Genomic DNA, 25036 nt, shown 5'->3' on the forward strand with positions numbered 1-25036 from the left:
AGGAGGCACCTAATGGCAGACGCAGCCATTCATGGTCACGAGCATGAAGATCAGCGCGGCTTTTTCACCCGCTGGTTCATGTCGACCAACCACAAGGACATCGGGATTCTCTACCTGGTCTTTTCGGCCCTTGCCGGTCTGATCTCGGTTCTGATGACTGTCTATATGCGGCTCGAACTGATGCACCCCGGTGTTCAGTATATGTGCCTCGAAGGTTTCATGGCCGATCCATGTACCCCCAACGGTCACCTCTGGAACGTGATGATCACCTATCACGGTGTTCTGATGATGTTCTTCGTGGTCATCCCCGCCCTGTTCGGCGGATTTGGCAACTATTTCATGCCGTTGCAGATCGGCGCGCCGGACATGGCGTTCCCGCGGATGAACAACCTGTCCTTCTGGCTGTATGTCGCTGGCACCTCGCTGGGCGTCGCCTCGCTGCTCAGCCCCGGTGGTAATGACCAGCTTGGTTCAGGTGTAGGCTGGGTTCTGTATCCACCGCTGTCGACGACCGAAGGCGGCATGTCCATGGACCTTGCGATCTTCGCCGTGCACGTATCGGGCGCCTCCTCGATCCTCGGCGCGATCAACATGATTACCACCTTCCTCAATATGCGTGCCCCGGGAATGACACTGTTCAAGGTGCCTCTGTTCAGCTGGTCGATCTTCGTCACTTCGTGGCTGATTCTGCTGTCGCTGCCGGTTCTGGCAGGCGCGATCACCATGCTGCTGATGGACCGCAACTTCGGCTTCACCTTCTTTGATCCGGCCGGTGGCGGCGATCCGATCCTGTATCAGCACATCCTTTGGTTCTTTGGCCACCCGGAAGTGTACATTGTGATCCTGCCCGGCTTTGGCATCATCAGCCACGTGATCGCGACCTTCGCGCGTAAACCAATCTTCGGCTACCTGCCGATGGTCTGGGCGATCATCGCGATCGGTGTGCTGGGCTTCGTCGTATGGGCGCATCACATGTACACAGTTGGCATGTCGCTGCGCCAGCAGGCCTACTTCATGCTGGCCACGATGGTCATCGCGGTTCCGACCGGCGTTAAGGTCTTCTCGTGGATCGCGACCATGTGGGGCGGCTCGATCGAGTTCAAAACCCCGATGCTGTTCGCCTTCGGCTTCCTGTTCCTGTTCACCGTTGGTGGTGTGACCGGCGTTGTGCTGTCGCAGGCCGGCGTGGACCGTGCCTATCACGACACCTATTACGTCGTTGCGCACTTCCACTACGTGATGAGCTTGGGTGCCGTCTTCGCGATCTTCGCTGGCGTGTACTTCTACTTCTCGAAGATGACGGGCCGTCAGTATTCCGAGTTCTGGGGCAAGGTTCACTTCTGGCTGTTCTTCATCGGCGCCAACCTGACCTTCTTCCCGCAGCACTTCCTGGGCCGTCAGGGCATGCCACGCCGCTATATCGACTACCCTGAAGCGTTTGCTCAGTGGAACTTCGTTTCGTCGATTGGTGCGTTCATCTCGTTCGCCTCGTTCCTGCTGTTCTTCGGCATCGTGATCTACGCCCTGCTGCGTGGTGCGAAAGAGACACGTCCGAACCCGTGGAACGAATACGCGGATACGTTGGAATGGACCCTGCCCACGCCGCCGCCTGAACACACGTTCGAGCAGCTGCCCAAGCAGGAAGACTGGGACAAGGGCCACGCGCACTAATCCCGCCATCCAAACCAAACTCAGCAAAGCCCCGCCCCGTGCGGGGCTTTGTGTTTTTTATGCCCCCAGTCCGCAACTTGCTGCACCCAACACGTAGACGCACCAAAGATCAGGCCGCTAGTATTTGCGAAAACAGCATAATCTAAGACGGGTGCGCGCCACATGATTCTCCATCACGGCATCACACTTCGGCAACTGGTCAAAGGCTCTGCCGGGTTCATTTGCATCGTCATGGCCTGGATACTCCTGCTTGAACTAGTGGATGAAGTTACTCCGCTTGAGTTGATCTCGAACTCCAGCCCACCGGTCACGATGCTGGGTTTGGCAGTGGCATTTTTTCTGGGTTTCAAGAACACCTCGGCCTATGGCCGCTGGGTTGAGGCCCGCAAGATCTGGGGGGACATCGTCAACGCCAGTCGCGATTGGGGCAACACGATCAGCAATCTGGTTCAGGCTGACGGCACGCCGCTTGCGCCCGAGATACGGCGTGAATTGCTGGAACGTCATATCGCTTGGCTCAACATGCTGGCATTTCAGCTGCGCCAGCCCGCTACGCATGGACGTGCCCGCCGCCCGTGGATGTTCGGACACAAACCGGTCGTGGACAAAATCGCGCTGCATCAGGAACCCGAATGCTGGCGCGATACCCAACTGGCGGCTGATTTGCCTCTGCTCGAAGGGAAATCCAACCGTGCCGCGTACCTGTTGTTTCTTCAGGGTGAGCGGCTTTCATCACTGGCGCAATCCGGCAAGATCGACCCCTATTGGCATGTGGCGCTGATGAACCGGCTAGCACGGTTTGCAGACGCGCAAGGCCAAAGCGAACGTATCAAGAATACCCCCTTCCCACGGCAGGTCGCCGAGGTCGGACGCATCTTCAGCTATATTTTTATCTTCATGTTACCGCTGGCGTTGAATGACCAACGCTCGATCACCGCTGGCATGGGCTACTCGGTAACAAAATCCGTTCTGCTTGACTGGGCAGTCTTTGCTCCGATCGGAGCGTTGGTTTGCTGGATTTTCTTCGTGACTGAACGGGTCAGCGCCTCGATGGAGGACCCGTTCGAAGGCGACGTAACCGATGTTCCGATCTCGTCCATCTGCCGCATGATCGAAATCGACCTGCGCCAGATGACTTCCTGCGGCACTGCCCCTCAGCCGACAGAACCCATCGATAAAGCGTTACTTTGACCATTTAAATTGGGCAAAGATCGAAAAAACCTCCGTTTTGCGGTATTCTGGTTGGCAAAGCCCCTTTTGACAGGAGCCTTGCAATGCCCGAGATCGACTTTTGGTATTCAATCGGCAGCACTTACAGTTTTCTGACCATCACGCGCCTGGATGGCTGGTGCGAAGAAAACGATGCGACGGTAACCTGGCGCCCCTTCAACGTGCGCACGGTGATGTCGGAACAGCAAAATATACCCTTCGCGGGCAAACCGGTGAAGTCGGCCTATATGTGGCGCGATATTGAGCGGCGCGCCGCGAAATATCACATCCACGCCAAACTTCCCGCCCCCTATCCAATTTCTGACCTGGCGCTGGCAAATCAGGTGGCTTTGCTGGGCATGCAGGACGGCTGGGGCGCGGGGTTCACGCAAAATCTTTATCGGATCTGGTTCGAGGATGGTATTGAGGCCGGTAGCGAAAGCGCCATTTCCGAAGCCCTGCTTCGGTGCCAACAAGATCCACGCCTGATGCTTGCCCGTGCCCGCAGCCCGGACGCTGTTGCAGCCTTGGAGGACGAGACAAACAAGGCCATCAAACTGGGGGTTTTCGGCGCACCCAGCTTTGTTGTCCGCGACGAAGTGTTCTGGGGTGATGACCGGCTTGACGATGCCCTGTCGTGGGTCCGCGTCGGCCACGTTGTCTGACTGATTTTTGCTTCGACATTGCGCCGGTCTGAGCTAGGTTCTCGCCATGCCTTATCAATGGACAAAAAACTCGGACGCTGAACAGGAACTGCGGCTTTGGCCGCACAACTCCTTGCCACCACGTGGTGCAATTACCGTCATCTTGTCGGTGTTCCTGTTCGGACTGATCCCGCTGCTGGCGATGTTGGGTTCGATCGTCCTGTGGGGTCTGCTGCCGTTCCTGCTGCTGACGGTTCTGGGCCTCTGGTTGGCAATCCAGACAAACTATCGCGCGCGCAGCGTGTTCGAGGTTCTGACCTTAGGCCAGACGCAAGCCCACCTTGTGCACCACCACCCAGACAAGGGCGATCAGGAATGGACCTGCAACCGCTATTGGGCCCGTCCCGAAATGCACACCAGCGGTGGTCCGGTACCCCACTACGTAACGCTGATCGGCGATGGGCGCGAAGTTGAGATCGGCGCGTTCCTGTCCGAAGACGAGAGGATCGCGCTGTTTGATGATCTGCGTCAGAAACTGCGTAAATCGACGTGATTAAGCGCCGTTGGAGTTAGCGCAAAGATGATCTTTGACCATCGGTCCTACTTTGCCGAAATCCATCTGACCGGTATAGCGCGACTTCAACTCGCCCATCACCTTGCCCATATCGCGGATTGAGCCCGCCCCAGTAGACGTGATGGCGGTCTGAATGGCCTTGCTAACTTCGTCGTCGTCCAGCTGTTTGGGCAGGAATTCCTCAATCACCTCAACCTCGCGCAGTTCCCGCTCGGCCAAATCAAGGCGTCCACCCTCTTCGTAGGCGCGTGCGCTTTCCTTGCGCTGCTTGGTCATTTTACCCAGAATTTCAAGCACTTCGGCATCGCCGCAGCCTTTGGTCTCTTCATTGTCAGAGGCGCGCGAAGCAATATCACGATCCTTGATCGCCGCATTGATCAGGCGCAGTGTCGAAAGACGCTCGGCGGCTTTGTCTTTCATAGCTTGCTTCAGGGCAGAGTTCACCCGTGATCGCATATCCATATGGTCTGTCCATCCCCATGGCAAAGGAACCCTGACCATATCGAAACAAAAAGGTTGGTACAACAGTGGACATTAATTGTAACTCATTGATTTTTAACAATAGCCCAAAATTTGAACAGACTTGACCCTAGCGTATATCCCACTTAGTTATGCGCCCGTTTACCTTGCAGGAGAGTCGCGCCATGGCCCAGAACGCCCCGTCCAAGCCCACCGCATGTCTGGCGTTGGCCGATGGTACCCTGTTTTACGGTGTGGGCTTCGGCGCAACCGGTCAAACCGAGGCCGAGTTGTGTTTCAACACCGCCATGACAGGCTATCAAGAGATCATGACCGATCCTTCTTATGCGGGCCAGATCGTGACCTTCACTTTCCCGCATATCGGCAATGTCGGAGTGAATCCCGAAGATGACGAAACCGGCGACCCGGTGGCAGCCGGGATGGTGGTCAAATGGGACCCGACCGAGCCGTCGAATTGGCGCGCGACAGAAGAGCTAAAAAGCTGGCTGGCCCGCCGTGGTCGCATCGCAATCGGCGGCGTCGATACCCGCCGCCTGACCCGGGCGATCCGTCAGCAAGGCGCACCGCACGTGGCGCTGGCTCATGATCCCGAGGGAAACTTCGAAATCGAAGTCCTGATTGCTGCAGCGCGTAGTTTTGCGGGTCTCGAAGGGATGGATCTGGCCAAAGAAGTCACCTGCGCCCAAAGCTATCGCTGGGATGAGATGCGTTGGGCTTGGCCCGATGGCTACCAGCGTCAGGAAGCTCCGATGCACAAGGTGGTCGCGATCGACTATGGTGCCAAGCGCAACATCTTGCGCTGCCTCGCCTCGGCGGGTTGCGACGTAACCGTATTGCCCGCCACCGCAACGGCTGCGGAGGTGCTGGCACACAAGCCGGACGGAGTGTTCCTGTCAAACGGACCCGGCGATCCCGCGGCTACCGGCGAATATGCAGTTCCAATGATCAAGGAAGTGCTGGACACGACAGATCTGCCTGTCTTTGGTATCTGCCTAGGCCATCAGATGCTGGCACTGGCGCTTGGCGGACAGACGATCAAGATGAACCACGGCCACCATGGTGCCAATCATCCGGTCAAGGATATGGAAACCGGTAAGGTCGAGATCACCTCGATGAACCACGGCTTCGCCGTGGACGCGGAAACACTGCCCGATGGCGTAGTCGAAACGCATCGCTCTCTGTTTGACGGCTCGAACTGCGGTATCCGCATGACGGGTCGCCCGGTTTATTCGGTGCAGCATCATCCAGAAGCGTCACCCGGCCCGCAGGACAGTTTCTACCTGTTCGAACGCTTTGCCGCGGCGATGGCGGATCAAAAAGCACAAGCTTAAAGGCGAATTCAACAGCGTTAACCGTGTGTTAACCCTGACTAAGCAACCCTGCCGGATGTTACATGCGGCAGGGTTTCGTTATGGTCGAATTGAATCTCCAGCGTCAGACACTGGCGCAGCCTGTGCCCGGGCCGCATTCGCGCAAACCGCTCGGCACATGTCTCGTCGAACAAGGCATCATCACATCCGACCAGTTGGCGCGCGCCCTGCGGATGCAAGTATTCCAGAACGCGCCATTGGGGGAAATACTGGTCAGTGAAGGATGGGCCAGCCGTGCGCAGGTTCTCTCTGCGCTGTCTGACCAAACCGGCCTTCAGATCGCCGATCTTGCGCAGGTACCACCTGCCGCAGACCTCTGCTTGCTCGAACCGGTCGAGTTTTGGTTGGACCACAATGTACTGCCCTGGATGCGTGTGGGGCCAATCCTGCTGATCGCTACAGCCAGGCCAGATACATTTGACGCAGTGGCAGACGCATTGAAAGGCCACGGTTACACGATCATCCCGGTTCTGGCAGGACCCGAGCAGATCGATGCTGCCATCGCTCGTCAATATGCTCAACCGCTAGCACAAGCTGCAGAAACTCGCGTTGAGGCGCGGCAAAGCTGCAGGAATTGGTCGGCCCAGACGCGCCGTGGGCCGATCATTGGATTTATCCTGCTCGCGGCACTCTGTGTTTGTTTCCCGATAGTTGGCCTCGGCCTTCTTTTGGGCTTTGCACTGCTGACTCTGGGGCTGTTCTTGTCTCTCAGGCTCTCGGGGCTCATTGCTTATCTATGGCGAGAAAAATCTGAGCCAACAACAAAGACCTCTGAGTCACTTCGCCTACCCCGCGTCTCGATCCTGGTGCCGCTATATAAGGAACGCGAGATTGCCGATGACCTGATCGCCCGGCTGCGCCGCCTGACCTATCCCAAAGCGTTGCTGGATGTCATTCTGGTGCTGGAAGAGCGGGATGACGTAACCAATGAGGCGCTCAGGCAAATAGAACTGCCAACCTGGATGCGCGCCATTGTTGTGCCGGCTCGGGGTGACCTGACCACCAAGCCCCGTGCGATGAACTATGCGCTGGATTTCTGCCGTGGAGAGATTTTGGGCGTTTGGGATGCCGAAGACGCGCCGCAACCCGATCAGATTGAAACCGTTGTCCGCCATTTCGCGAACGCCCCAAAGGAAGTGGTGTGCCTGCAAGGTATTCTAGACTACTACAATCCGCGCACCAATTGGCGGTCGCGCTGTTTTAGCATCGAATACAGCGGCTGGTTTCGCGTCGTCCTGAAAGGCATCGCGCGAATTGGTCTGGTCGTTCCGCTGGGCGGCACAACCTTCTTTTTTCGCCGTGACAAGCTGGTCGAACTGGGCGGTTGGGATGCCCATAATGTCACCGAAGATGCCGATCTGGGTGTCCGCCTAAGCCGTGCCGGATATCGGACCGAGATCGTCAGCACCACGACCTATGAAGAGGCGAACTTTCGCGCCTGGCCATGGGTCAAGCAGCGTTCGCGTTGGCTGAAGGGGTTCATGGTAACCTATCTGGTGCATATGCGCGCACCACGCCAATTGCTGCGCGATCTGGGGTTGCTGCGCTTTTTGGGCTTACAGGCCTTTTTTCTGGGAACACTGGGTCAATTCCTTCTGGCCCCGCTTCTGTGGGCGTTCTGGCCCATCTTTTTCGGGCTGCCCCACCTGTATCAACCAATCCTGGCACCCGGTTTATTGACTGCCTGCGTGGTTCTGTTTCTCGTCGCCGAAGCCGCCAACCTATTGGTGGGTATCTGCGGTGTCATCGCAGGCAAACGCAGGTTCCTGCTACCCTGGGTGCCGAGCATGGTGCTTTACTATCCGCTGGGCGTGTTGGCGGCCTACAAAGGCCTGTGGGAACTGGCGGTCAATCCGTTCTTCTGGGACAAGACCCAGCACGGGCATGCGGTCGAGGAACGTGAGCCCGCTATTTCTCGCGCCGGATCGCATCCTGTTTCAGCCGCGTCATGAAAGCGACCGAAATGTGATCCTGCAACGCCTTGGCCGCCGCGTCCTCGTCTCGCGCCGCAATCGCGTCCACGATGCCTTTGTGCTCGCTCTGCGCAATCTCGCCACGCCCTTCTGCGGCCAGCGATGTGGTCGCCATCAAGGCCATGGTCCGATGCACAAGATCAAGCTGCTGCACCAGATAGCGGTTATGCGAAGCCAGGTGAATCTGTTCGTGAAATCTCCGGTTGGCCCGCGACAGCGCAACAGGATCTCCGATCAACTCATTGTCAGCCACCACCATGTCCCGAAGGACCCGAATTTCCTCTTCGGTTGCGTGTTTTGCGGCCAGACGTGCGGCCAGCCCTTCCAATTCACGCCGGACAACATAAAGCTCGGCCATCTGGTTGTGGTCCAATGAGGCCACGATCAACGACCGCCCGTCCCGTTCCAGCAACGACTGCGTTTCCAGCCGCTGCAGCGCCTCGCGGATCGGAGTGCGCGAAACGCCAAACCGCTCGGCCAGTTCGCTTTCCACCAGCCGATCACCAGGCTTGTAGACACCGACGTCTATCGCTTCGAGAATAAGGCTATAGGCGTCCGTATTGGACTGTTTGGATTGGGGCATCGGCTGAATTGTCTCCTCGTTCGGACCTGTCTAGCCGCCACACGCCCCCCCGATCAAGTGCGGCATTGAAAACCGCAGCCCATCGCCCTAAACCCAAAGCATGGTCAAACCTGCCTTTTCCCATGTCACCCAATGGGTGTTCGATCTAGACAACACGCTTTACCCGCCGCATATGCGCCTGTTCGATCAGATCGAAGTGCTGATGACGGATTACGTCGTGCAAGCTATCGGCGTCGACCGCCCCGAGGCCGACCGGCTGCGTTCGCATTACTGGCGCGAATACGGCACGACACTCGCGGGCCTGATGGCAGAGCACGATCTGGACCCCGATCCCTATCTGCACGCCGTGCATCAGGTGGACATGAGCCATATGGAACCCGATGTTGCGCTGGCGGAACATATCCGCGCTTTGCCCGGGCGACGCATCGTCTATACCAATGGATCTGCACCTTATGCCGAGCGCGTTCTGGCGGCACGCGGTCTGATTGGGCTGTTCGACGCGATCTATGGCGTAGAACACGCAGGCTATCGCCCCAAGCCGCAAAAAGCCGCGTTCGAGGCGATCTTTGCGCAGGATGGAATCGATACCGCGAAAGCCGCCATGTTCGAAGATGATCCACGCAATCTGGCCGCCCCGCACGAGATGGGAATGCGCACCGTACACGTCGCGCCTGACCCGCACGAGGCTGACCATATTCACCATCACACCGATGATCTGACCGGGTTTCTGGGTCGCCTGCGATAGGCTGTCACACTGCGACGATCTGTTCGTTTCGCAGGTGCAGAATTGACCCCATATGCAGCTCAGCGACGAACAGAATCGGAGACCCCAATGACCGCGCTTGAGATGCCTCAGCGCCTGCCTCTTTGGCAGCGCCTTTTGTTTGCAATTCCCGTGTTTGGCTGGATGGCCCGGGACGCGGCCAATGCCGAAGCTGAAGACCTTTATTATACAGCCGCGGCGCTGGTCAGCATGTGGGGCTGCTCCATCCTTCTGTTCGGCCTGCCGGGTCTTTATATTCCTGCCCTGATGCTGGTGCCGACGATGTTCCTTGTCCTGATTTTGATCTCTCGGGGATAAAGCACGAGACAGGATGTCACTTGGCGCCCACCGCGCAACAGCACTAGTGTCTGCGGCAACGGAGACATACTCATGACTGACAGCTGTGACATCCTGATTTCCGGCGGCGGAATCGCCGGATTGACCGCCGCCGCCGCCTTTGGCGCTGCCGGGTTCGACGTAGTCTGCGTCGATCCCACCCCTCCGATCACCGAGCGGGACGTGGACGGATCGGATCTGCGTACCACCGCTTTTTTGCAGCCTGCCCACGGTCTGTTGGAACAATGCGGGCTTTGGGCCAAGCTGGATGCCCACGCCGCGCCCCTGCAGATCATGCGCATCGTGGATGCGGGTGGCGATGTGCCCGAACCGCGCGTCGTGCGTGATTTCAACGCCGCCGATATCTCGGACCAGCCATTCGGATGGAACCTGCCCAACTGGCTGCTGCGCCGCGAGATGGTGGCGCGACTAGCCGAACTGCCGAATGTCGATTTCCGCCCCGGCACCGGTACGGTCAGCCTGTTCACCCGCACCAATGAGGCACGAGTCGGCCTGAGCGACGGCACCCGCATCCGCTGCAAACTGGTAATCGCCGCTGACGGGCGCAGTTCACCAATGCGCGAAGCTGCCGGGATCAATGTTCAAACCACGCGCTACGGCCAAAAGGCCCTCGCCTTCGCCGTCACACATCCTATCCCGCACGACAATGTCTCGACCGAGATTCACCGCTCGGGCGGGCCGTTCACATTGGTCCCCCTGCCCGATTGGCAAGGCCAACCGTCCTCGGCGATTGTCTGGATGGAGCGTGGGCCACGTGCCGTTGAACTGCTAAACCTTGAATCCGACGCGTTCGAAGCCGCCATGACCGAACGCTCTTGCGGGCTGTTTGGACCGCTGAAATTGGCCTCACGCCGGACGATCTGGCCGATCATCAGCCAGTCGGCGGAACGGTTGTCGGGTGAACGCATCGCGCTGATGGCCGAGGCCGCGCATGTGGTGCCACCTATTGGTGCGCAGGGGCTGAACATGTCGTTGGGCGATCTGCGCTGCTTGCTGGAATTGACGCAAGCCCGGCCCGAGGGCTTAGGCGATGCGCAGATGCTGGATTCCTATCACAAGGCCCGCCATACCGAGATCGAACTGCGCGTCAAAGGCATCGACCTGCTGAACCGCGCCTCGATGATCGAAGCGCGTCCGCTGCGCGACGCACGAGCGATGGGGCTGAATGCGCTCTATTCCCTACCACCCGTGCGCAAGACGCTAATGCAAATGGGCCTCGGCGTCCGCTGAACCGCAGGGCGGACTTCTGCCCGCCACGCTATTACAGCACCTGATCCAGAACCCGTTTCAGGCGCGCAATCGTGTCGTCAACATCATACAGCTTGTCCAAGCCAAACAGGCCGAGACGGAAGGTGCTGAACCCTTCGGGTTCGTCACATTGCAGCGGTACGCCGGCTGCGATCTGCATGCCCAGGGCCGCGAACTTCTTGCCGTTCTGCACTTCGGGGTCTGCTGTATAGCTGACCACCACACCGGGCGCGCCGAACCCTTCGGCAGCAACCGACATGACGCCCTTGTCCCTAAGATAGGCCCGGACGCCATCACCTAGCGCCCATTGCGCTGCGCGCAGCTTTTCGAAGCCGTACGCGCGCGTCTCGGCCATTGTGTCGCGGAAGGAAAGCAGAGAATCCGTCGGCATGGTGGCGTGATAGGCATGACCGCCATTCTCGTAGGCCTGCATGATCTGGCGCCACTTCTTCAAATCTATCGCGAAGCTATCGGATGAGGTCTCGGCCAGTCGTGCCTCGGCGCGTTCGGATAGCATGACAAGACCGGCGCATGGCGTTGCGCTCCACCCCTTCTGCGGAGCCGAGATCAGCACATCCACTCCGGTGGCCTTCATATCGACCCAGGCACAGCCCGAGGCGATGCAGTCCAGCACCATCAACGCCCCCACCTCATGCGCAGCAGCGGCCATCGCTGTCACATAATTATCAGGCAGAATCACTCCGGCCGAGGTCTCAACATGCGGCGCGAAGACAATACCCGGTCGTTTCTCATGGATTGTTGCCACAACTTCATCAATCGGGGCCGGAGCAAAAGGTGACGGGCTGGAATTGCCGGTTTCGCGCGCTTTGAGAACGGTGGTCGACGATGTCAGATCACCTGACTCGATGATCTGGCTCCACCGATATGAAAACCACCCATTGCGTACGACAAGCACATCAGCACCCCGCGCAAACTGTCGCGCGACAGCTTCCATCCCGTAGGTGCCTCCGCCGGGAATGACCGCAACGCCTTCAGCATTGTAAACTTCACGCAGCATTGCCGAAATATCGCGCATGACTTGCTGAAAACTTGCAGACATATGGTTCAGAGAACGGTCGGTAAAAACCACCGAGAACTCCTCCAGCCCGCCCGGGTCAACAGTATTCAGTAGTGCCGGCATGACGCATCCTTTCTATTGGGTCCTTTTTGTTCTGCCTTGTCTTGCGCGCTCGGTAAAGCGTCAAACGCGGCCTGAAGTTGACCCTAAGTAACCCACAGCCAAAAATTTCATTTTGAGTTTTTACATGCCACAATTAGCAGAAATGACGCCAACCAGAGTCAGGTCCCCTTTACACCCTAGCGTGTTTCTGAACAGATACACACACTTTGAACAAGAACGGATAATTTTACTCGTGACTGCGCAAAAGCGGATTAGTTTTCAAGTCGTTCGAGACGAGGTAAAGCGGCGGATTGAATCCCGCATATGGCCTCAGGGCTCGCTTTTACCCACCGAAACCCAATTAGCGGAAGAGTTCAATTGTGCCCGCGCCACGGTGAACCGGGCGCTGAGGGAGCTCGCTGAACAGGGCTTTGTCGAGCGCAAGCGCAAAAGCGGAACGCGGGTCAAGAAAGAACCACGCAAACAAGCCAAGCTTGAAATTTCACTTGCGAGACAAGCGGTTGAGAACCAAAACTCAGCCTATCGCTATGCTCTGGTGGAACGGAACGTGGTCTACAGCCCCGGCTGGCTGACCTCGCAACTGAATGTCGAACCGGACGCGCGCGTTCTGCACGTGATCTGCATGCACTATGCAGACAACCGCCCCTTCCAGCTTGAAGAACGCTGGATCAATATCGAAGCCGTGCCCGAGGTCGAGCAAGCCGACCTCAACAAAAGTGGCCCACACGAATGGTTGTTGAATGCTGCCCCGTTCACCGAAGCTGAAATCGCCTTTTGCGCGATCTCGGCGGACAATCGTCTAGCTGATTTCATGGGCACGACCACTGGCACTTCGATGATTCAGCTGGAACGGACCACGTGGAAGGACGGGCAACCGATGACTTTCGCCCGCATGACCCATCATCCGGGGTTCCGCATCCGCACTAAATACTAACCGATCGGCCCGGGCAGGCGTTCTTCGCTCAGCAGTACATTGGCTTCGACCTCTCCGGCCCCTGGTAAGGTCATCACCCTTCGGCGCAGAACCCGTTCGAAGTCTGCCAGATCCCGCGCCACGACGCGCAAGCGATAATCATAAAGACCCAGCACATGCTCAACCGTCTGTACCTCGGGAATGGCGCTGACGGCGCGCTCGAAATCTTCAAGGCTGACCTGCCCTTTTCGCGCAAGTTTCACGCCGAGAAAGACGGTCACTCCAAAACCCAGGGCCTCGGCATTCAGACGCAGCCGCCGCCCCTTGATCACGCCTGCTTCTTCCAGTCGACGAATACGCCGCCAGGTCGCAGGCTGCGATAAGCCAAAGCGGCGCCCCAGAGCCCCCGCGCTTTGGGTCGCGTCCTGCACCAGCGCGCGCAGAATTCTGCGGTCGATCTCATCCAGTTCGATCATACCGGCAGCACCTCATCCCGTTTGACTCGGGCGATATGCATAAGGGCTTCGATATCGGCGATGTGCGGTAGGGTCAGAATGCGATCGCGATAGACCTGTTGATAATGCGCCATATCTCGCGCCAACACCGATAGGCGCACATCCACCCGGCCAAGGAAGGTCTGGATCTCGATCACCTCGGCCACGTTCCGCGCCGCCGCCGTGAATTCGTCGAACGCCCGTGCCTGCGTCTTGTCCAGCGTGATCCGCAAAGAGACCTCGACCGCATAGCCCAAGGCGGCCCAGTCGATAACGGCTTCCTGCCCCTCGATCACTCCTGCCGCCTGCATCTTTTCGATCCGGCGCCAGCAGACGCCCGAAGTGATGCGGCATCGCTCAGCCAATTCTGCCGTTGTCAGGCTTGGCTCGGCCTGGAAGTGGCGCAGTATACGTCGATCAACATCATCAAGCATGATTTTTTCACATTTTGTTCAATAGAAGAATTATTCTTCATCTATTTGTCAAATACCCAAACCAAACCCTATCGCCAATAGCAATCACGCAAGATAGAAGCACATCAATCGAAACTGAAAGGACCGGCGAAATGCGCGTCTATTACGATCGCGATTGCGACATCAACCTGATCAAAGACAAAAAAGTGGCGATTCTGGGCTACGGCTCGCAAGGCCACGCCCACGCTCTGAACCTGCGCGACTCGGGCGCCAAGAACCTGGTCATCGCCCTGCGCGAAGGCTCCCCCTCGGCCAAGAAAGCCGAAGCGGAAGGCCTGCAGGTGATGGGCATCGCCGAAGCCGCAGCCTGGTGCGACGTTATTATGTTCACCATGCCTGACGAACTGCAGGCTGAGACGTACAAGAAATACGTCCACGACAACATCAAGCCAGGTGCGGCCATCGCGTTCGCCCACGGCCTGAACGTCCATTTTGGCCTGATCGAGCCGAAAGAAGGCGTTGACGTGATCATGATGGCCCCCAAAGGCCCCGGTCACACCGTGCGCGGCGAATACACCAAAGGCGGCGGCGTTCCTTGCCTCGTCGCGGTCGACAACGACGCGACCGGCAAAGCGCTGGAAATCGGCCTGTCTTACTGCTCGGCCATCGGTGGCGGCCGTTCGGGCATCATCGAAACCAACTTCCGCGAGGAATGCGAAACCGACCTGTTCGGTGAGCAGGCTGTTCTGTGCGGCGGTCTGGTTGAACTGATCCGCTGCGGCTTTGAAACGCTGGTTGAGGCCGGCTACGCGCCCGAGATGGCATATTTCGAGTGTCTGCACGAAGTGAAGCTGATCGTTGACCTGATCTATGAAGGCGGCATCGCCAACATGGATTATTCGATCTCGAACACGGCTGAATATGGCCAGTACGTCACCGGCCCGCGTATTTTGAAATACGACGAGACCAAAGCGCGTATGAAAGAGGTTCTGAACGACATCCAGCAGGGTAAATTCGTCCGTGACTTCATGCTGGAGAACGCTGTAGGCCAACCGACCATCAAAGCGTCGCGCCGTGCGAACGATGAGCACATGATCGAGGAAACCGGTGCAAAACTGCGCGCCATGATGCCCTGGATCTCGGCTGGCAAAATGGTCGACAAAGAAAAGAACTAAGTCTGACAATTGTCAGCGAAAGGGCGGCCCCGGTGGCCGCCCTTTTCATTTGGTGACAGCATTTGCGTAGCATTCGCCCAGAACATAATCCCAGCCACTGTCGTAACCGGTGCGTTTGTCCGACGCCTCAGATGTCCAGACTTCCCAGCCCGAATGGGTCAGAGTGACCATGGTCTGCCCGGCTCCGTGGGCTGCGAACCGGACCTCAACCCGCGTGGGGCGGTCGGTGTTGGTGCCGGGGTGCCAGCTGAAGGCCAGGCGAGCCTCCTGTTCGAAGATCAACACCTTGCCCCAATCAGCGCGGGCGCCATCGAACATGGTTTCATAAACCGCACCGCCGACATGAGGTTCGATCACAACTGCCAGCGCAGGCTTGCCTTGCACCGCTGAGACAGCGTGCCCATCCAATGGCCACCAATTGGCGATGCGATTTACAAAAATGTCAAAGGCGCACTCGGGCGTTGCGTTCACAACAATGGTCTTGATGATTGGTTCGATCATGCATCTCGTCCTTCGTTTACCTCGGCGGCGAAATTCTCCAACACGTCCGACCAGTATTGCTCGAGCCAGGCGCGCAGGTCTGCCAGCCCCTCGGGTCGGGCGGCATAGATGCGGCGCGTTCCCTCGGCCCGGCAAACGACAAGCCCGGCTTCGGACAAGACCTTCAAATGTTGCGAGACCGCCGGGCGGCTTACGGGCAAATCCGCTGCCAGATCACCAACCGCCCTGGGGTGCTTGGCCACCGCCTCAAAAACCTGACGACGGGTCGAATCCCCTAAAGCCGAAAGCACTTCTTTGTAAGTCATAGCTTACGGTAAGTAATGACTTACCTAATGTCAATATCAGCGCGTGACACCGTCAGATTCGCGGGATAAGTGGATGGAATGGTTCAACAACCGACAAAACAGGATTGGAGCGGTGTTTTCACGCTGGGCCTCATCTGGGGCGGGACGTTCATGGTGGTTGCCATGGCGCTGGAAGGCTATGGACCGGTCACCGTGGCGACGTCGCGCACCACATTGGGTGCCGTTATGCTGCTGGTGCTGATGCGCCTTACCGGACGGCGTATTCCGAGTTTGACACCAGCCCTTCTGAGTTCGATTTTCTTCATCGGCATTCTGTCGACGGCGGTTCCCTTCATGCTGTTAAGCTGGGGGCAACAATTTGTCCCTTCGGCCTTTGCGGGTCTGTCCATGGCGGCGATTCCGCTGATGGTTCTGCCGCTGGCACATTTCTTTTCGGATGAGCCTATGAACCTACGGCGTCTGGTCGGCGTTTGCCTTGGCTTCTCTGGCGCGCTTGTGTTGATCGGGCCCGGTCTGGCGCAATTGGGTCAGGGTACGCAGCCACTGGCGCAAATGGCCTGCGTCACGGCAGCCTTGTGCTACGCCAGCTCGTCGATCCTGACCCGCCGCTGCCCGCCGATTGAACCGATGGCTCTGGCAGCCCTGACGCTGCTGGTTGGCGCAGTACTATTGATACCTATCATGCTGCTAACCGAGGGGCTTCCCTCGTGGCAGGGAACGCGCCCCAGTCTGGCCCTGATCGTTCTAGGCCTTGTCCCCACGGCCTTCGCCACCCTGCTGCGAGTATCCATCACCCGCAGCGCCGGGTCCGTCTTTCTGACGCTGGTGAACTATCAGGTGCCCGTTTGGTCGATGGTGTTCGGGGCCTGGATTCTATCCGAAGCCCTGCCGCTGCGGTTCTATATCGCGCTTGCCATGATCCTAACCGGGCTGGCAATCAGCCAGTGGTTCACTCTGCAGAAAATGCTACTGGGGCGTTAACCTGTCGCCGCCTCAACCTCGGATACGATCCCATCGACCACTTGGGTCAGCAGTGCGGCATCCTCGCATTCCGCCATCACCCGGATCAGAGGTTCCGTGCCCGATTTGCGGATCAGCAAACGCCCCTGCCCATTCAGACGCGCCTCGGCCTCGGAAATCGCGCTTTTGACGCTGGCCGCTTCCAGCGGGGCCTGCCCCGCGCTAAAGCGCACATTCTTCAGCAATTGCGGCACCGTCTCAAACTGGCGCGATAAGTCCGAGGCTTTCTTGCCGGATTGCACCATCTCTGCCAGAAAATGCAGCCCCGCCATCAGACCGTCGCCGGTTGTGGCATAATCGCTCATCACGATGTGACCTGACTGTTCGCCACCAAGATTGAAACCACCCTCGCGCATCCGTTCAACCACATAGCGGTCGCCAACGGCGGTCCGCTCCAGACGCAGCCCCTGCCCGGCCAGGTGTCGCTCCAACCCGAGGTTCGACATCACAGTGGCGACCAAGGCGCCGCCTTTCAGCTGATCCGCGCGGGACCAGGCGGTCGCCAACAGGGCCATCAACTGATCCCCATCAGCAACAGCGCCGGTTTCGTCGATCACAACGACGCGGTCGGCATCCCCATCCAGACAGATACCTACATCGGCGCCATGTGAAACCACGGTTTCGGCCGCAACACGAGGCTGGGTTGAGCCACATCCGAGGTTGATGTTCTTGCCGTTCGGCGCGATGCCGACCGGGATCACATCTGCTCCCAACTCCCAAAGAACTTCCGGCGCAGTACGGTGCGCGGCACCGTTGGCGCAGTCGATCACGACCTTCAGCCCATCCAAGCGCAGATTGCGCGGCAGCGATGATTTCACACGCTCGCCATAACGGAACCGTGCATCGTCAACCCGACGCGCACGACCAATATTCTGCGCCTGTGCGGGGCTTACACCTTCTTCGATCAACCGCTCGATCTCAATCTCGGCCTGATCGGACAGCTTGAACCCGTCCGGCCCAAAGAATTTAATTCCATTGTCGATCGCCGGATTGTGACTGGCCGAGATCATCACGCCCAGATCCGCGCGCATCGAGCGCGTCATCAACCCTACCGCAGGAGTCGGCACCGGCCCCAGCAGAAGCACGTTCATACCGGTCGAGGTCAAACCTGCCGTCAGCGCATTTTCCAGCATATAGCCCGACAGCCGCGTATCCTTGCCAATGACAACGCGATGTACGCCTGAGGCATCGCGGCGGAAATACCGCCCCACAGCCGCGCCAATCCGCAAAGCCATTTCCGCCGTCATAGGGTGCGTGTTGGCGGTGCCCCGCACCCCGTCGGTTCCAAACAGCTTGCGCATAAGTCGGTCTCCTGAAAATTCCTTTTGCCCGGATTACCGGACGGCGGCCCATAGACGCAAGGCCTGAGCCGTCTCGGCCACGTCATGTACCCGTACAATCTGCACGCCCTGTGATATTCCCGCCAGAGCAACCGCGATTGACCCCGGCGCGCGGGCATCCTTGCGCGGCTCTTTGCCGATCTGACCAATAAATCCCTTGCGCGAAACGCCCAGAAGGATTGGACAGCCCAGCCCGTGAAACAGGCTGAGATTGCGCAGAAGGGTCAGGTTGTGGTCCAGATTCTTGCCAAACCCGATGCCCGGATCGATGACAATCAAATCGCGGCTGAGCCCCAGTCCTTCAAGATGGGCGATTTGCCCCTCAAGGAAATCGTAAACATCCAGCAGAACATTGTCATAGTGCGGGTCATCCTGCATCGTGGTCGGATCACCCTGCATATGCATCACACAAACCGGAGCCTCAATCTGCGCGCAAAATGGTGCAAGTTTGGGATCGAAGGTAAATCCCGACACATCGTTGATCAGTCCCGCACCTGCCAGATGAGCCGCCTTGGCAACACCGGCCTTGCGAGTATCGATCGAGATCAACACATCCGTCTCGCCCCGAATTGCCTCAATCAAAGGGCGTGTGCGGGCAATCTCTTCGTCCTCAGGCACAAAATCAGCGCCCGGGCGCGTGGATTCGCCGCCAATGTCCAGAATACTTGCACCATACGCTACCATGTCGGCGGCAGCGGTCCGAGCGGCCTCGACCGAGTTATACAGCCCCCCATCCGAGAAGCTATCCGGCGTGGCATTCAGAATGCCCATGATCTGCGTTCGTGCCATATCAAGCCCGGCAATCGCTGGACGCGCGCAGGTCAGACGATCCAGCTGTTCCTTTGGGATTTCAACGGCATCGACGATCTGGGTGCTTTGCCCGCGCTCAATCCGCTCGGCCTGTGAGAACCACAGCACCTGCCCTGCCAGTGGCACCGCCCCGTCGACGCGCGTGCTCCCATGCTGGACCAATGGGCGGTAATAGACGGTCACAGTTGCGCCTGCTCCACCGGAACTGCGCGCAATGGCGTTTTGGGGGCTTCGGGCAGGTCTCCGCCAATAACCAGCATCTCGCTGGCTTCAAAGGTTGCTGCGAACCAAGCAGCCAGCGCCACCGCGTCAGACGGCGCGGCTGAGGGGCCATCGACCGCATCCAGCACAATTTTGGAGGGTGCCCAAACACAAATCTGGCCGTTTTTCATCGCCCAATCCAACTCGGTCCGCGTTGAAACGACCACGCAACGGTGATCGCGCGCAGCCAGAACCCAGGCGTTCTGTTCAATTGCCAACAAATCTATCCGGCGTTGGGTCATTGCGTGACCCGTCTGCGGCACATCCAGATCAGACGCCCCAACACACAGGATCAGCGGGCGCTGGCGATTCTCAAGCTGGTCGATCCAGCCGGTTAGATTACCTGATGAAATCGCTGCATTCGACAGAAAGACCAACCGTGGATGTGGCCGCTCTTCTTCGGTCACATCATGATGTACCGCATCCTTCCCGCGCACGATCTCGACGCCAAGCGCGCCAGGTCCACGATCCAGTTTTTCAATGCGAACAAAGGCTCTTACAGCCTGAGGCTCAAGCAGAATGCGCTCCGCCACGCGATCTGCCAGTGTCTCGAGCAAATTTAGTCGCTCAGCAGCCAGCTCGAACGCAATCGCTTCGGTTACACGGTCGTAAGACAGAATACGATCCACGTCATCATCGATGGGGTCTGTCAGCGGACGCACCTCGACCACGATGTTAAAGCAGATCCGTTGCGTGGTACCGCGTTCGGCCTGAAACGCCCCGATCTCGACCTCAACGATGTGATCGCGCAGCGAAATGCGGTCCAGCGCACCGCGCGCGGCGGTAGCCTCGGACCGTTCGGACGGGTGCGCAAAGGCAAGACGGATTTCAGAGCTCATGCGGCGGACCTTTTCGGGCTCGGTGGACTGATGATCAGCCCACTTTAGGCGTTTCGCGGGCGTATAGCATCGCAGCAAACGCCTTTCCAGCTACGGAATGCGGCGTTACGTGACCCGGAACCAGCTCATCATACCCGATGCCGCATGGCCAAGCATGTGACAATGCGACAGCCAGTTGCCCGGATTGTCAGCTACCAACGCTACCTGCCGCACCTGCCCTCGCTCGACTAGAACAGTGTCGCGCCACGGCCCCAGTGTACCGTCCTGCAGGATAATGCGAAAATGGTGCCCATGCAGATGCATCGCATGTGGAAACGCCGTTTCATTTGCGAATTCAATCCGATGAACTGATCCCAATCGCGCATCCAGAAACGGATCATCTGGCCGCTCTGCATATCCGTTCAAAGCCCAGAATCGTCCAAGCTGAGCCAACTCGCGCCCCGACAGCTCGGAATCGCCCAATTTGGCGCTCTCCAGCCAGCGCATTGCACCCCCCTGCATCGTCATACGATGCAGAGGTGTATTCTGCAGTTCAATTTCGGGCATTCGGTTTGCTGGCAACGGTCTAACTTTTGCATTAGCAATACGCGATGATACTCCGAACACATCAAATTTGACGAGTCCGTAAGCGCCATCCCGTTCTACACTCACAATACTTGCCGTCTGGCCGGATTCCGCTGAAACATCAACGATCAAGTCAACACGCTGCGCAGGCGCCAAAGGAAAACTGCTCTCAACTCGCAATGGAACCTCAAGCGGCATACCGTCAAGCGCAACAATCCAGCCAGCAAGCCCGTCGAGCGCTACGTCGAATACCCGGGCATTCGCGGCATTGATCACCCGCAATCGCAATCGTTCAGACGCCTGCACCGGATAAGTAGGGTCAAACTCTCCGTTCACCGTTACAATGTTGCCCAGCCGACCCGCATGGCTCAGATCATGAGCATTGTCGAAATCGCTGGATATCTTTGCGCTCTCGGTGTCAAGGCGCCAATCGTCCAGCATTAAGGTCAGGTCCTGATCAACATCGGGTCCGCTGGCTTCTTCGACGATCAAAGGGCCATAAAGCCCACGCGCGACCTGCTCCATCGATTGGTTGTGCGCATGATACCAATAAGTTCCCGCATCCGGCACCACGAAATCATATTCAAAGTTGGAATCTGGCTGCACAACTTCCTGCGTCAGGCCGGGCACTCCATCCATCGCATTGTCGATCCGAATGCCATGCCAGTGAACGGTCGTTGGTCGCGGCAGCATGTTTACAAGCTTGCGGCGTACCCGAGCACCCTGCGGAACACGGATTTCCGCGCCCGGAACACCGCCGCCATAACTCCAGACCGGAGTTTCCGGATATCCCTGGGGCGCGATCTGCTGGAGGGAAGTCTGTGCCACCAGTTCGGTGGCAGATGCCATCGCCACGCGTGGTATCATCGACAAGGCCAGGGTCGATTGCAGAAACTGTCGGCGTGTTATGGTCATTGCAAGCCTCCTGGCTCGCAACATAGTTGGTAAAACGCCTGTTGCCAGCACCCTTCCAGCGCTGGTGCGTCAATCAGTTGCTGGCCGTGCGATAATTGTGCTTGTAGAAGATATGCACGCCAATACGCGCGGTTTCTTTATAGACGCGGGACCAGGACGGGCGCACTGCCTTGGTGTGATAGTGCGTGGCACCTGCGGTCATCTCTTCAGCTACACCATCGATTGCGGCACGGGCGACTTTCGAAACGCGATCATAAGCGCGTTTTTCGTTGATAATCTCTTTCTGCCCGTCACAGGTGTAGGTGAACTGGCACTGATATTTCTTGCCCGTTCCTTGCTTGATCACACCGCACAGTGAATCCGGAAAGCGACCGCTTTCAACACGGTTCAGGATAACTTCGGCCACAGCAAACTGGCCACGCACGCTTTCACCGCGGGCCTCGAAATAGAGCGCTTCGGCAAGACAACGGAAATTTTCATCTCCGGTCGCCTTTGGCTGCCGGTCCAGCCAGGCTTTGGTGTAGGAGATTTCGACTTTTTCCGGCGCCTTACGCGGCTTAAACAGTTTCAGGTAATCGCGGAAGCTTTGTGCTGGCAACTCGTTACGTGTGACCAACTCAACAGATTTTGTATCGCCTTGCCTATCGGCAAAGGACAAACTCGGTAGCAAGGCTGCGGCCCCCACGGCAACAGCCACTATGTAGCGTCTCATCAGATAACCTCGCACAGGCACAAACGCGCCATACCCTCCCCCGGCGGGCGCGACGAGGCTAATACCCCAGACGAAGCGAGACGTCCAGTTCTGAAAAAAATGCAAGAGAAAAACCGCTCACGCCGCCAATTATTATCGACAGCGGAACGTTTCTTACGCCACTATTTCTAGGTAGGAGACAGTTAGTCAACCCCCAAGTTTGGACGAAATCGCCAGTTGAGCGGCAGACAGCCGAGCGACAGGAACCCGGAAAGGAGAACAGGACACATAGTCGAATCCAAGTGACCGGCAGATTGCGATTGATTCGGGGTTACCACCATGTTCGCCACAGACAGAAAGCGTAACGTCTGGTTGGGCTTGGCGCCCGCGCTCGGCCCCCAGCTTCAGCAATTCACCTACCCCATCTGCATCCAGAACGTGAAATGGATCTTCGCCAAACACGCCTTGGCGGACATATGCCGACATGAAGCGCCCCGCGTCATCGCGCGACAATCCGTAGGTCATCTGGGTCAGGTCGTTTGTTCCAAAGCTTAGGAAAGCGGAATGCGGCGCAATCTCATTCGCGCGCAGACAGGCCCGAGGCGTTTCCACCATCACTCCCAATCGATAGTCGAACTCCTGCCCCTGCTCCGAGGCAACCTCGGCCGCTACAGTATCAATGCGTGTTTTGACCAGTTCAACCTCGCGCTTGGCCGAGACCAGCGGGATCATGACCTCGGGAACGACAGGGGCACCTTCTTTGCTGGCCTCAACCGTCGCCTCGAAGATCGCGCGTGCCTGCATGTCGTAGATTTCCGGCACGGTGACACCCAGACGAACCCCGCGCAATCCCAGCATCGGGTTGTATTCGCTCATCGCCTCGACCCGACGTTCGACATCCGAGATTGGCAAATCCAGCGCCTCAGCCAGCTCGCGCTGACCAGTGCGCGTAGTGGGCAGAAACTCGTGCAAGGGCGGATCGAACAGGCGGATGCAGACCGGCTGCCCCTCCATAATCCGGAACAACTGCACAAAATCCTGCCGTTGCATCGGCAGCAACCGTTCCAGCACAGCGGCACGTCCAGACGGGGTCTGCGCAAAGATCATTTCGCGCATAACGGTCAGGCGGCCAGGATCGAAGAACATGTGTTCCGTTCGGCACAACCCGATCCCTTCTGCTTTGAAGTTTCGCGCAGTTTGCGCGTCAGCGGGTGTATCGGCGTTGGCGCGGATAGCGATGTCCCTCTCGGCATCGGCCCAGCTCATCAGGGTCTGAAAGCAATCATCCAGCGCCGCTTCAAGCATCTCAGGGTGTCCGGCCAGAACCTGACCCGAAGTCCCATCGATGGTCAGAATATCGCCTGTCTTGAACAAACGCCCATCCGGTGCGCTTAGCAGCTTTTTCTTGGTCTGAAACCGCATCTCGGACGCGCCGACAATACACGGCAGACCCAGACCTCGGCCAATCACCGCCGCATGGCTGGTGATCCCGCCCTTTTCGGTCAAAACAGCTACTGCGGCATGCATTCCGCGCACATCTTCGGGCGAGGTTTCACGGCGCACAAGAATACAGGGCTCCCCCCGCGCTGCGCTGGCCTGCGCTTCGGCAGCCGTAAAGACAATTCGACCGGTCGCTGCACCGGGGCTGGCCGCGATGGCTGTGGTCAGCACATCACGCTCGGCCTCAGGATGGACCTGCCGGTGCAGAAGTTCATTCAGCGAATGCGGGTCGATCCGCATCACGGCCTCTTGCGGCGGAATGATCCCGTCTTCGGCCAAGCGCACCGCGATCCGCATCCCGGCCCGCGACCCGCGCGGAACCCGCACGCCGTCCAGAATATGCACCTTGCCGTTCTGCACCACGAATTCGACCTGCATCTCTTCGCGCAACTTCTCACGCATCAGCGCGGCGTGGGTCTTGAGATCGGCGAACGCCTCGGGCGCCACATCCTCCAGCGATTGGCCGCGCTCATCCTTTTCCAGATATAACGCAGCGACACCTTCTCCCAGCGCATCGCGCCCCTGGCTTTGGCTCAGATACCGGCCCGTGATCTGGGGCATGCCTGTCGCAGGGTCAATCAGTTGCAATACGCCCGAGCCACATTCGCCCTGCCCGACGCCCGGGATCATCTCTTGAATCACCAGCCCCAAACCGGCATCCGCAGGTGCGCCCTTGGCCTGCCGCAGCAGCCGGGCCGACGTGCCATCCCAGGCACGCGCCATCGAGCGCAGAACACCAATCAGTTGCTCTCCTCGATCTTGCGGGAAGGCCTCGTCGGTTTCATCTTCATACGCTCGCAGGGACAAGCTCAGCCCTTCGCGCCCATCCGCATCGATGGTATCGAATACATCTGGGTCCAGACGCGCAATATGGAGCGCATAGCTCTGCACAAACCGCAGATATAGCGCCGCCGCCGCATCCGCCCCCATTTCCGCAGACCGGTCCAGATACCGGGCATCGTTCATGCCGATATTCAGCACCGCCCCCGGTCCACCCCAGTCAGGATCTTCCGAACTGGGCCGTACACACAGCAATGACTCGGCGTCGAACTGTTCCAGAATGGCCGCGATGTCGGGAATGTCGCCCTTGGCAATTCGCTGCACCGCGTCAAAAGAAAGGGCCACGGTCCGCGGCACCGGCATGTCCAGCCGGACCAGTCGTTGCAGGCACTTTGCCCGGCCACCATGGGTATTGGCGGCAACGGGCGCTTTTGGAGTGATAAGCGTGGTATGCGGATTATTCTGCACTGCGGCACCTTTTGGTTTCACCGCAGCATAAGCC

At 58.4% G+C, this 25036-nt stretch carries 25 protein-coding genes; 12 read left to right on the forward strand and 13 right to left on the reverse strand.

Annotation, left to right across the window (positions count from 1 at the left end):
- Positions 1-12: 12 nt before the first annotated feature.
- From ctaD to ACRZ9U_RS12800, 4 genes are all read left to right on the forward strand, one after another.
- Positions 13-1671, forward strand: coding sequence for a cytochrome c oxidase subunit I (gene ctaD / locus ACRZ9U_RS12785; RefSeq protein ID WP_170393460.1), 1659 nt, complete (start codon positions 13-15; stop codon positions 1669-1671).
- A 231-nt stretch (positions 1672-1902) separates the two neighbouring features.
- Positions 1903-2862, forward strand: a complete 960-nt coding sequence (locus ACRZ9U_RS12790; RefSeq protein WP_480747106.1) for a bestrophin family protein — start codon at positions 1903-1905, stop codon at positions 2860-2862.
- An 83-nt stretch (positions 2863-2945) separates the two neighbouring features.
- Complete coding sequence (locus ACRZ9U_RS12795) at positions 2946-3545, forward strand: 2-hydroxychromene-2-carboxylate isomerase (protein WP_170393465.1); 600 nt, start codon at positions 2946-2948, stop codon at positions 3543-3545.
- A 46-nt stretch (positions 3546-3591) separates the two neighbouring features.
- Positions 3592-4077 carry a DUF2244 domain-containing protein gene (locus tag ACRZ9U_RS12800; protein ID WP_170405034.1) on the forward strand — a complete coding sequence of 162 codons (486 nt, stop codon included), beginning with the start codon at positions 3592-3594 and terminating at the stop codon, positions 4075-4077.
- Here the strand turns inward: ACRZ9U_RS12800 and ACRZ9U_RS12805 are convergent, their stop codons facing one another.
- The gene (locus ACRZ9U_RS12805) at positions 4078-4560 is read right to left on the reverse strand and encodes a GatB/YqeY domain-containing protein (protein WP_170393469.1); all 483 of its coding nucleotides are present in this window, start codon (positions 4558-4560) and stop codon (positions 4078-4080) included.
- A 182-nt stretch (positions 4561-4742) separates the two neighbouring features.
- On the opposite strand from ACRZ9U_RS12805, the gene carA reads away from it, so the two are divergent.
- Positions 4743-5909: a glutamine-hydrolyzing carbamoyl-phosphate synthase small subunit gene (gene carA, locus ACRZ9U_RS12810; RefSeq protein WP_170405030.1), complete on the forward strand. Its 1167-nt coding sequence runs from the start codon at positions 4743-4745 to the stop codon at positions 5907-5909.
- A gap of 62 nt (positions 5910-5971) precedes the next feature.
- Positions 5972-7900 (forward strand): glycosyltransferase family 2 protein, encoded by a 1929-nt coding sequence (locus ACRZ9U_RS12815; RefSeq protein ID WP_480902002.1) that lies wholly within the window; start codon positions 5972-5974, stop codon positions 7898-7900.
- Here the strand turns inward: ACRZ9U_RS12815 and ACRZ9U_RS12820 are convergent.
- Entirely contained in the window at positions 7857-8504 is a 648-nt protein-coding gene (locus tag ACRZ9U_RS12820; protein WP_170393473.1) for a GntR family transcriptional regulator, read from the reverse strand. The two genes, ACRZ9U_RS12815 and ACRZ9U_RS12820, sit on opposite strands and share 44 nt — an antisense overlap.
- A gap of 100 nt (positions 8505-8604) precedes the next feature.
- Between ACRZ9U_RS12820 and ACRZ9U_RS12825 the strand changes: the two genes are divergently transcribed.
- The 3 genes from ACRZ9U_RS12825 to ACRZ9U_RS12835 all read left to right on the forward strand — a co-directional run bounded on the left by ACRZ9U_RS12825 (position 8605) and on the right by ACRZ9U_RS12835 (position 10854).
- Positions 8605-9249 carry a pyrimidine 5'-nucleotidase gene (locus ACRZ9U_RS12825; RefSeq protein WP_170405027.1) on the forward strand — a complete coding sequence of 215 codons (645 nt, stop codon included), beginning with the start codon at positions 8605-8607 and terminating at the stop codon, positions 9247-9249.
- Between the two features lie 87 nt (positions 9250-9336).
- Entirely contained in the window at positions 9337-9585 is a 249-nt protein-coding gene (locus ACRZ9U_RS12830; RefSeq protein ID WP_170405023.1) for a hypothetical protein, read from the forward strand.
- Between the two features lie 72 nt (positions 9586-9657).
- Positions 9658-10854 (forward strand): UbiH/UbiF family hydroxylase, encoded by a 1197-nt coding sequence (locus tag ACRZ9U_RS12835; protein WP_170405019.1) that lies wholly within the window; start codon positions 9658-9660, stop codon positions 10852-10854.
- A 31-nt stretch (positions 10855-10885) separates the two neighbouring features.
- Here ACRZ9U_RS12835 and ACRZ9U_RS12840 read toward each other — a convergent pair whose 3' ends face one another.
- Positions 10886-12013 carry an aminotransferase class V-fold PLP-dependent enzyme gene (locus ACRZ9U_RS12840; RefSeq protein ID WP_170405016.1) on the reverse strand — a complete coding sequence of 376 codons (1128 nt, stop codon included), beginning with the start codon at positions 12011-12013 and terminating at the stop codon, positions 10886-10888.
- 232 nt (positions 12014-12245) lie between these two features.
- On the opposite strand from ACRZ9U_RS12840, the gene ACRZ9U_RS12845 reads away from it, so the two are divergent.
- Positions 12246-12947: a GntR family transcriptional regulator gene (locus tag ACRZ9U_RS12845; protein WP_170393483.1), complete on the forward strand. Its 702-nt coding sequence runs from the start codon at positions 12246-12248 to the stop codon at positions 12945-12947.
- On the opposite strand, the gene ACRZ9U_RS12850 is transcribed toward ACRZ9U_RS12845, so the two are convergent.
- Together ACRZ9U_RS12850 and ACRZ9U_RS12855 are read right to left on the reverse strand one after the other, a co-directional pair.
- Entirely contained in the window at positions 12944-13402 is a 459-nt protein-coding gene (locus tag ACRZ9U_RS12850) for an Lrp/AsnC family transcriptional regulator (protein ID WP_170393485.1), read from the reverse strand. The two genes, ACRZ9U_RS12845 and ACRZ9U_RS12850, sit on opposite strands and share 4 nt — an antisense overlap.
- Positions 13399-13854, reverse strand: a complete 456-nt coding sequence (locus ACRZ9U_RS12855) for an Lrp/AsnC family transcriptional regulator (RefSeq protein ID WP_170393487.1) — start codon at positions 13852-13854, stop codon at positions 13399-13401. Before ACRZ9U_RS12855 ends, ACRZ9U_RS12850 begins: the two co-directional genes overlap by 4 nt.
- Before the next feature lie 131 nt (positions 13855-13985).
- Between ACRZ9U_RS12855 and ilvC the strand changes: the two genes are divergently transcribed.
- The gene (ilvC, locus tag ACRZ9U_RS12860) at positions 13986-15008 is read left to right on the forward strand and encodes a ketol-acid reductoisomerase (protein ID WP_170393489.1); all 1023 of its coding nucleotides are present in this window, start codon (positions 13986-13988) and stop codon (positions 15006-15008) included.
- A gap of 45 nt (positions 15009-15053) precedes the next feature.
- Here ilvC and ACRZ9U_RS12865 read toward each other — a convergent pair whose 3' ends face one another.
- Both ACRZ9U_RS12865 and ACRZ9U_RS12870 read right to left on the reverse strand, forming a co-directional pair.
- Complete coding sequence (locus tag ACRZ9U_RS12865; protein WP_170405013.1) at positions 15054-15509, reverse strand: SRPBCC family protein; 456 nt, start codon at positions 15507-15509, stop codon at positions 15054-15056.
- Positions 15506-15814: a metalloregulator ArsR/SmtB family transcription factor gene (locus ACRZ9U_RS12870; RefSeq protein ID WP_170405010.1), complete on the reverse strand. Its 309-nt coding sequence runs from the start codon at positions 15812-15814 to the stop codon at positions 15506-15508. The genes ACRZ9U_RS12865 and ACRZ9U_RS12870 overlap by 4 nt, the downstream gene beginning before the upstream one ends.
- 78 nt (positions 15815-15892) lie before the next feature.
- Here ACRZ9U_RS12870 and ACRZ9U_RS12875 point away from each other — a divergent pair, with 78 nt between their 5' ends.
- The gene (locus ACRZ9U_RS12875; protein WP_170405007.1) at positions 15893-16795 is read left to right on the forward strand and encodes a DMT family transporter; all 903 of its coding nucleotides are present in this window, start codon (positions 15893-15895) and stop codon (positions 16793-16795) included.
- Here ACRZ9U_RS12875 and glmM read toward each other — a convergent pair.
- From glmM to ACRZ9U_RS12905, 6 genes are all read right to left on the reverse strand, one after another.
- Positions 16792-18135: a phosphoglucosamine mutase gene (gene glmM / locus ACRZ9U_RS12880; protein WP_170393497.1), complete on the reverse strand. Its 1344-nt coding sequence runs from the start codon at positions 18133-18135 to the stop codon at positions 16792-16794. The two genes, ACRZ9U_RS12875 and glmM, sit on opposite strands and share 4 nt — an antisense overlap.
- A 33-nt stretch (positions 18136-18168) precedes the next feature.
- Positions 18169-19167, reverse strand: coding sequence for a dihydropteroate synthase (gene folP, locus ACRZ9U_RS12885; RefSeq protein WP_170405004.1), 999 nt, complete (start codon positions 19165-19167; stop codon positions 18169-18171).
- Positions 19164-20084: a dihydroneopterin aldolase gene (locus tag ACRZ9U_RS12890; protein ID WP_170393501.1), complete on the reverse strand. Its 921-nt coding sequence runs from the start codon at positions 20082-20084 to the stop codon at positions 19164-19166. The genes folP and ACRZ9U_RS12890 overlap by 4 nt, the downstream gene beginning before the upstream one ends.
- Before the next feature lie 105 nt (positions 20085-20189).
- Positions 20190-21563, reverse strand: coding sequence for a multicopper oxidase family protein (locus ACRZ9U_RS12895; protein WP_170405001.1), 1374 nt, complete (start codon positions 21561-21563; stop codon positions 20190-20192).
- A gap of 73 nt (positions 21564-21636) precedes the next feature.
- Positions 21637-22275, reverse strand: a complete 639-nt coding sequence (locus ACRZ9U_RS12900; protein ID WP_170404998.1) for a cell wall hydrolase — start codon at positions 22273-22275, stop codon at positions 21637-21639.
- A gap of 186 nt (positions 22276-22461) precedes the next feature.
- Complete coding sequence (locus tag ACRZ9U_RS12905) at positions 22462-25023, reverse strand: pyruvate, phosphate dikinase (RefSeq protein ID WP_170404994.1); 2562 nt, start codon at positions 25021-25023, stop codon at positions 22462-22464.
- Positions 25024-25036 lie beyond the last annotated feature (13 nt).

It is taken from the genome of Ruegeria sp. D7 (assembly GCF_056534355.1).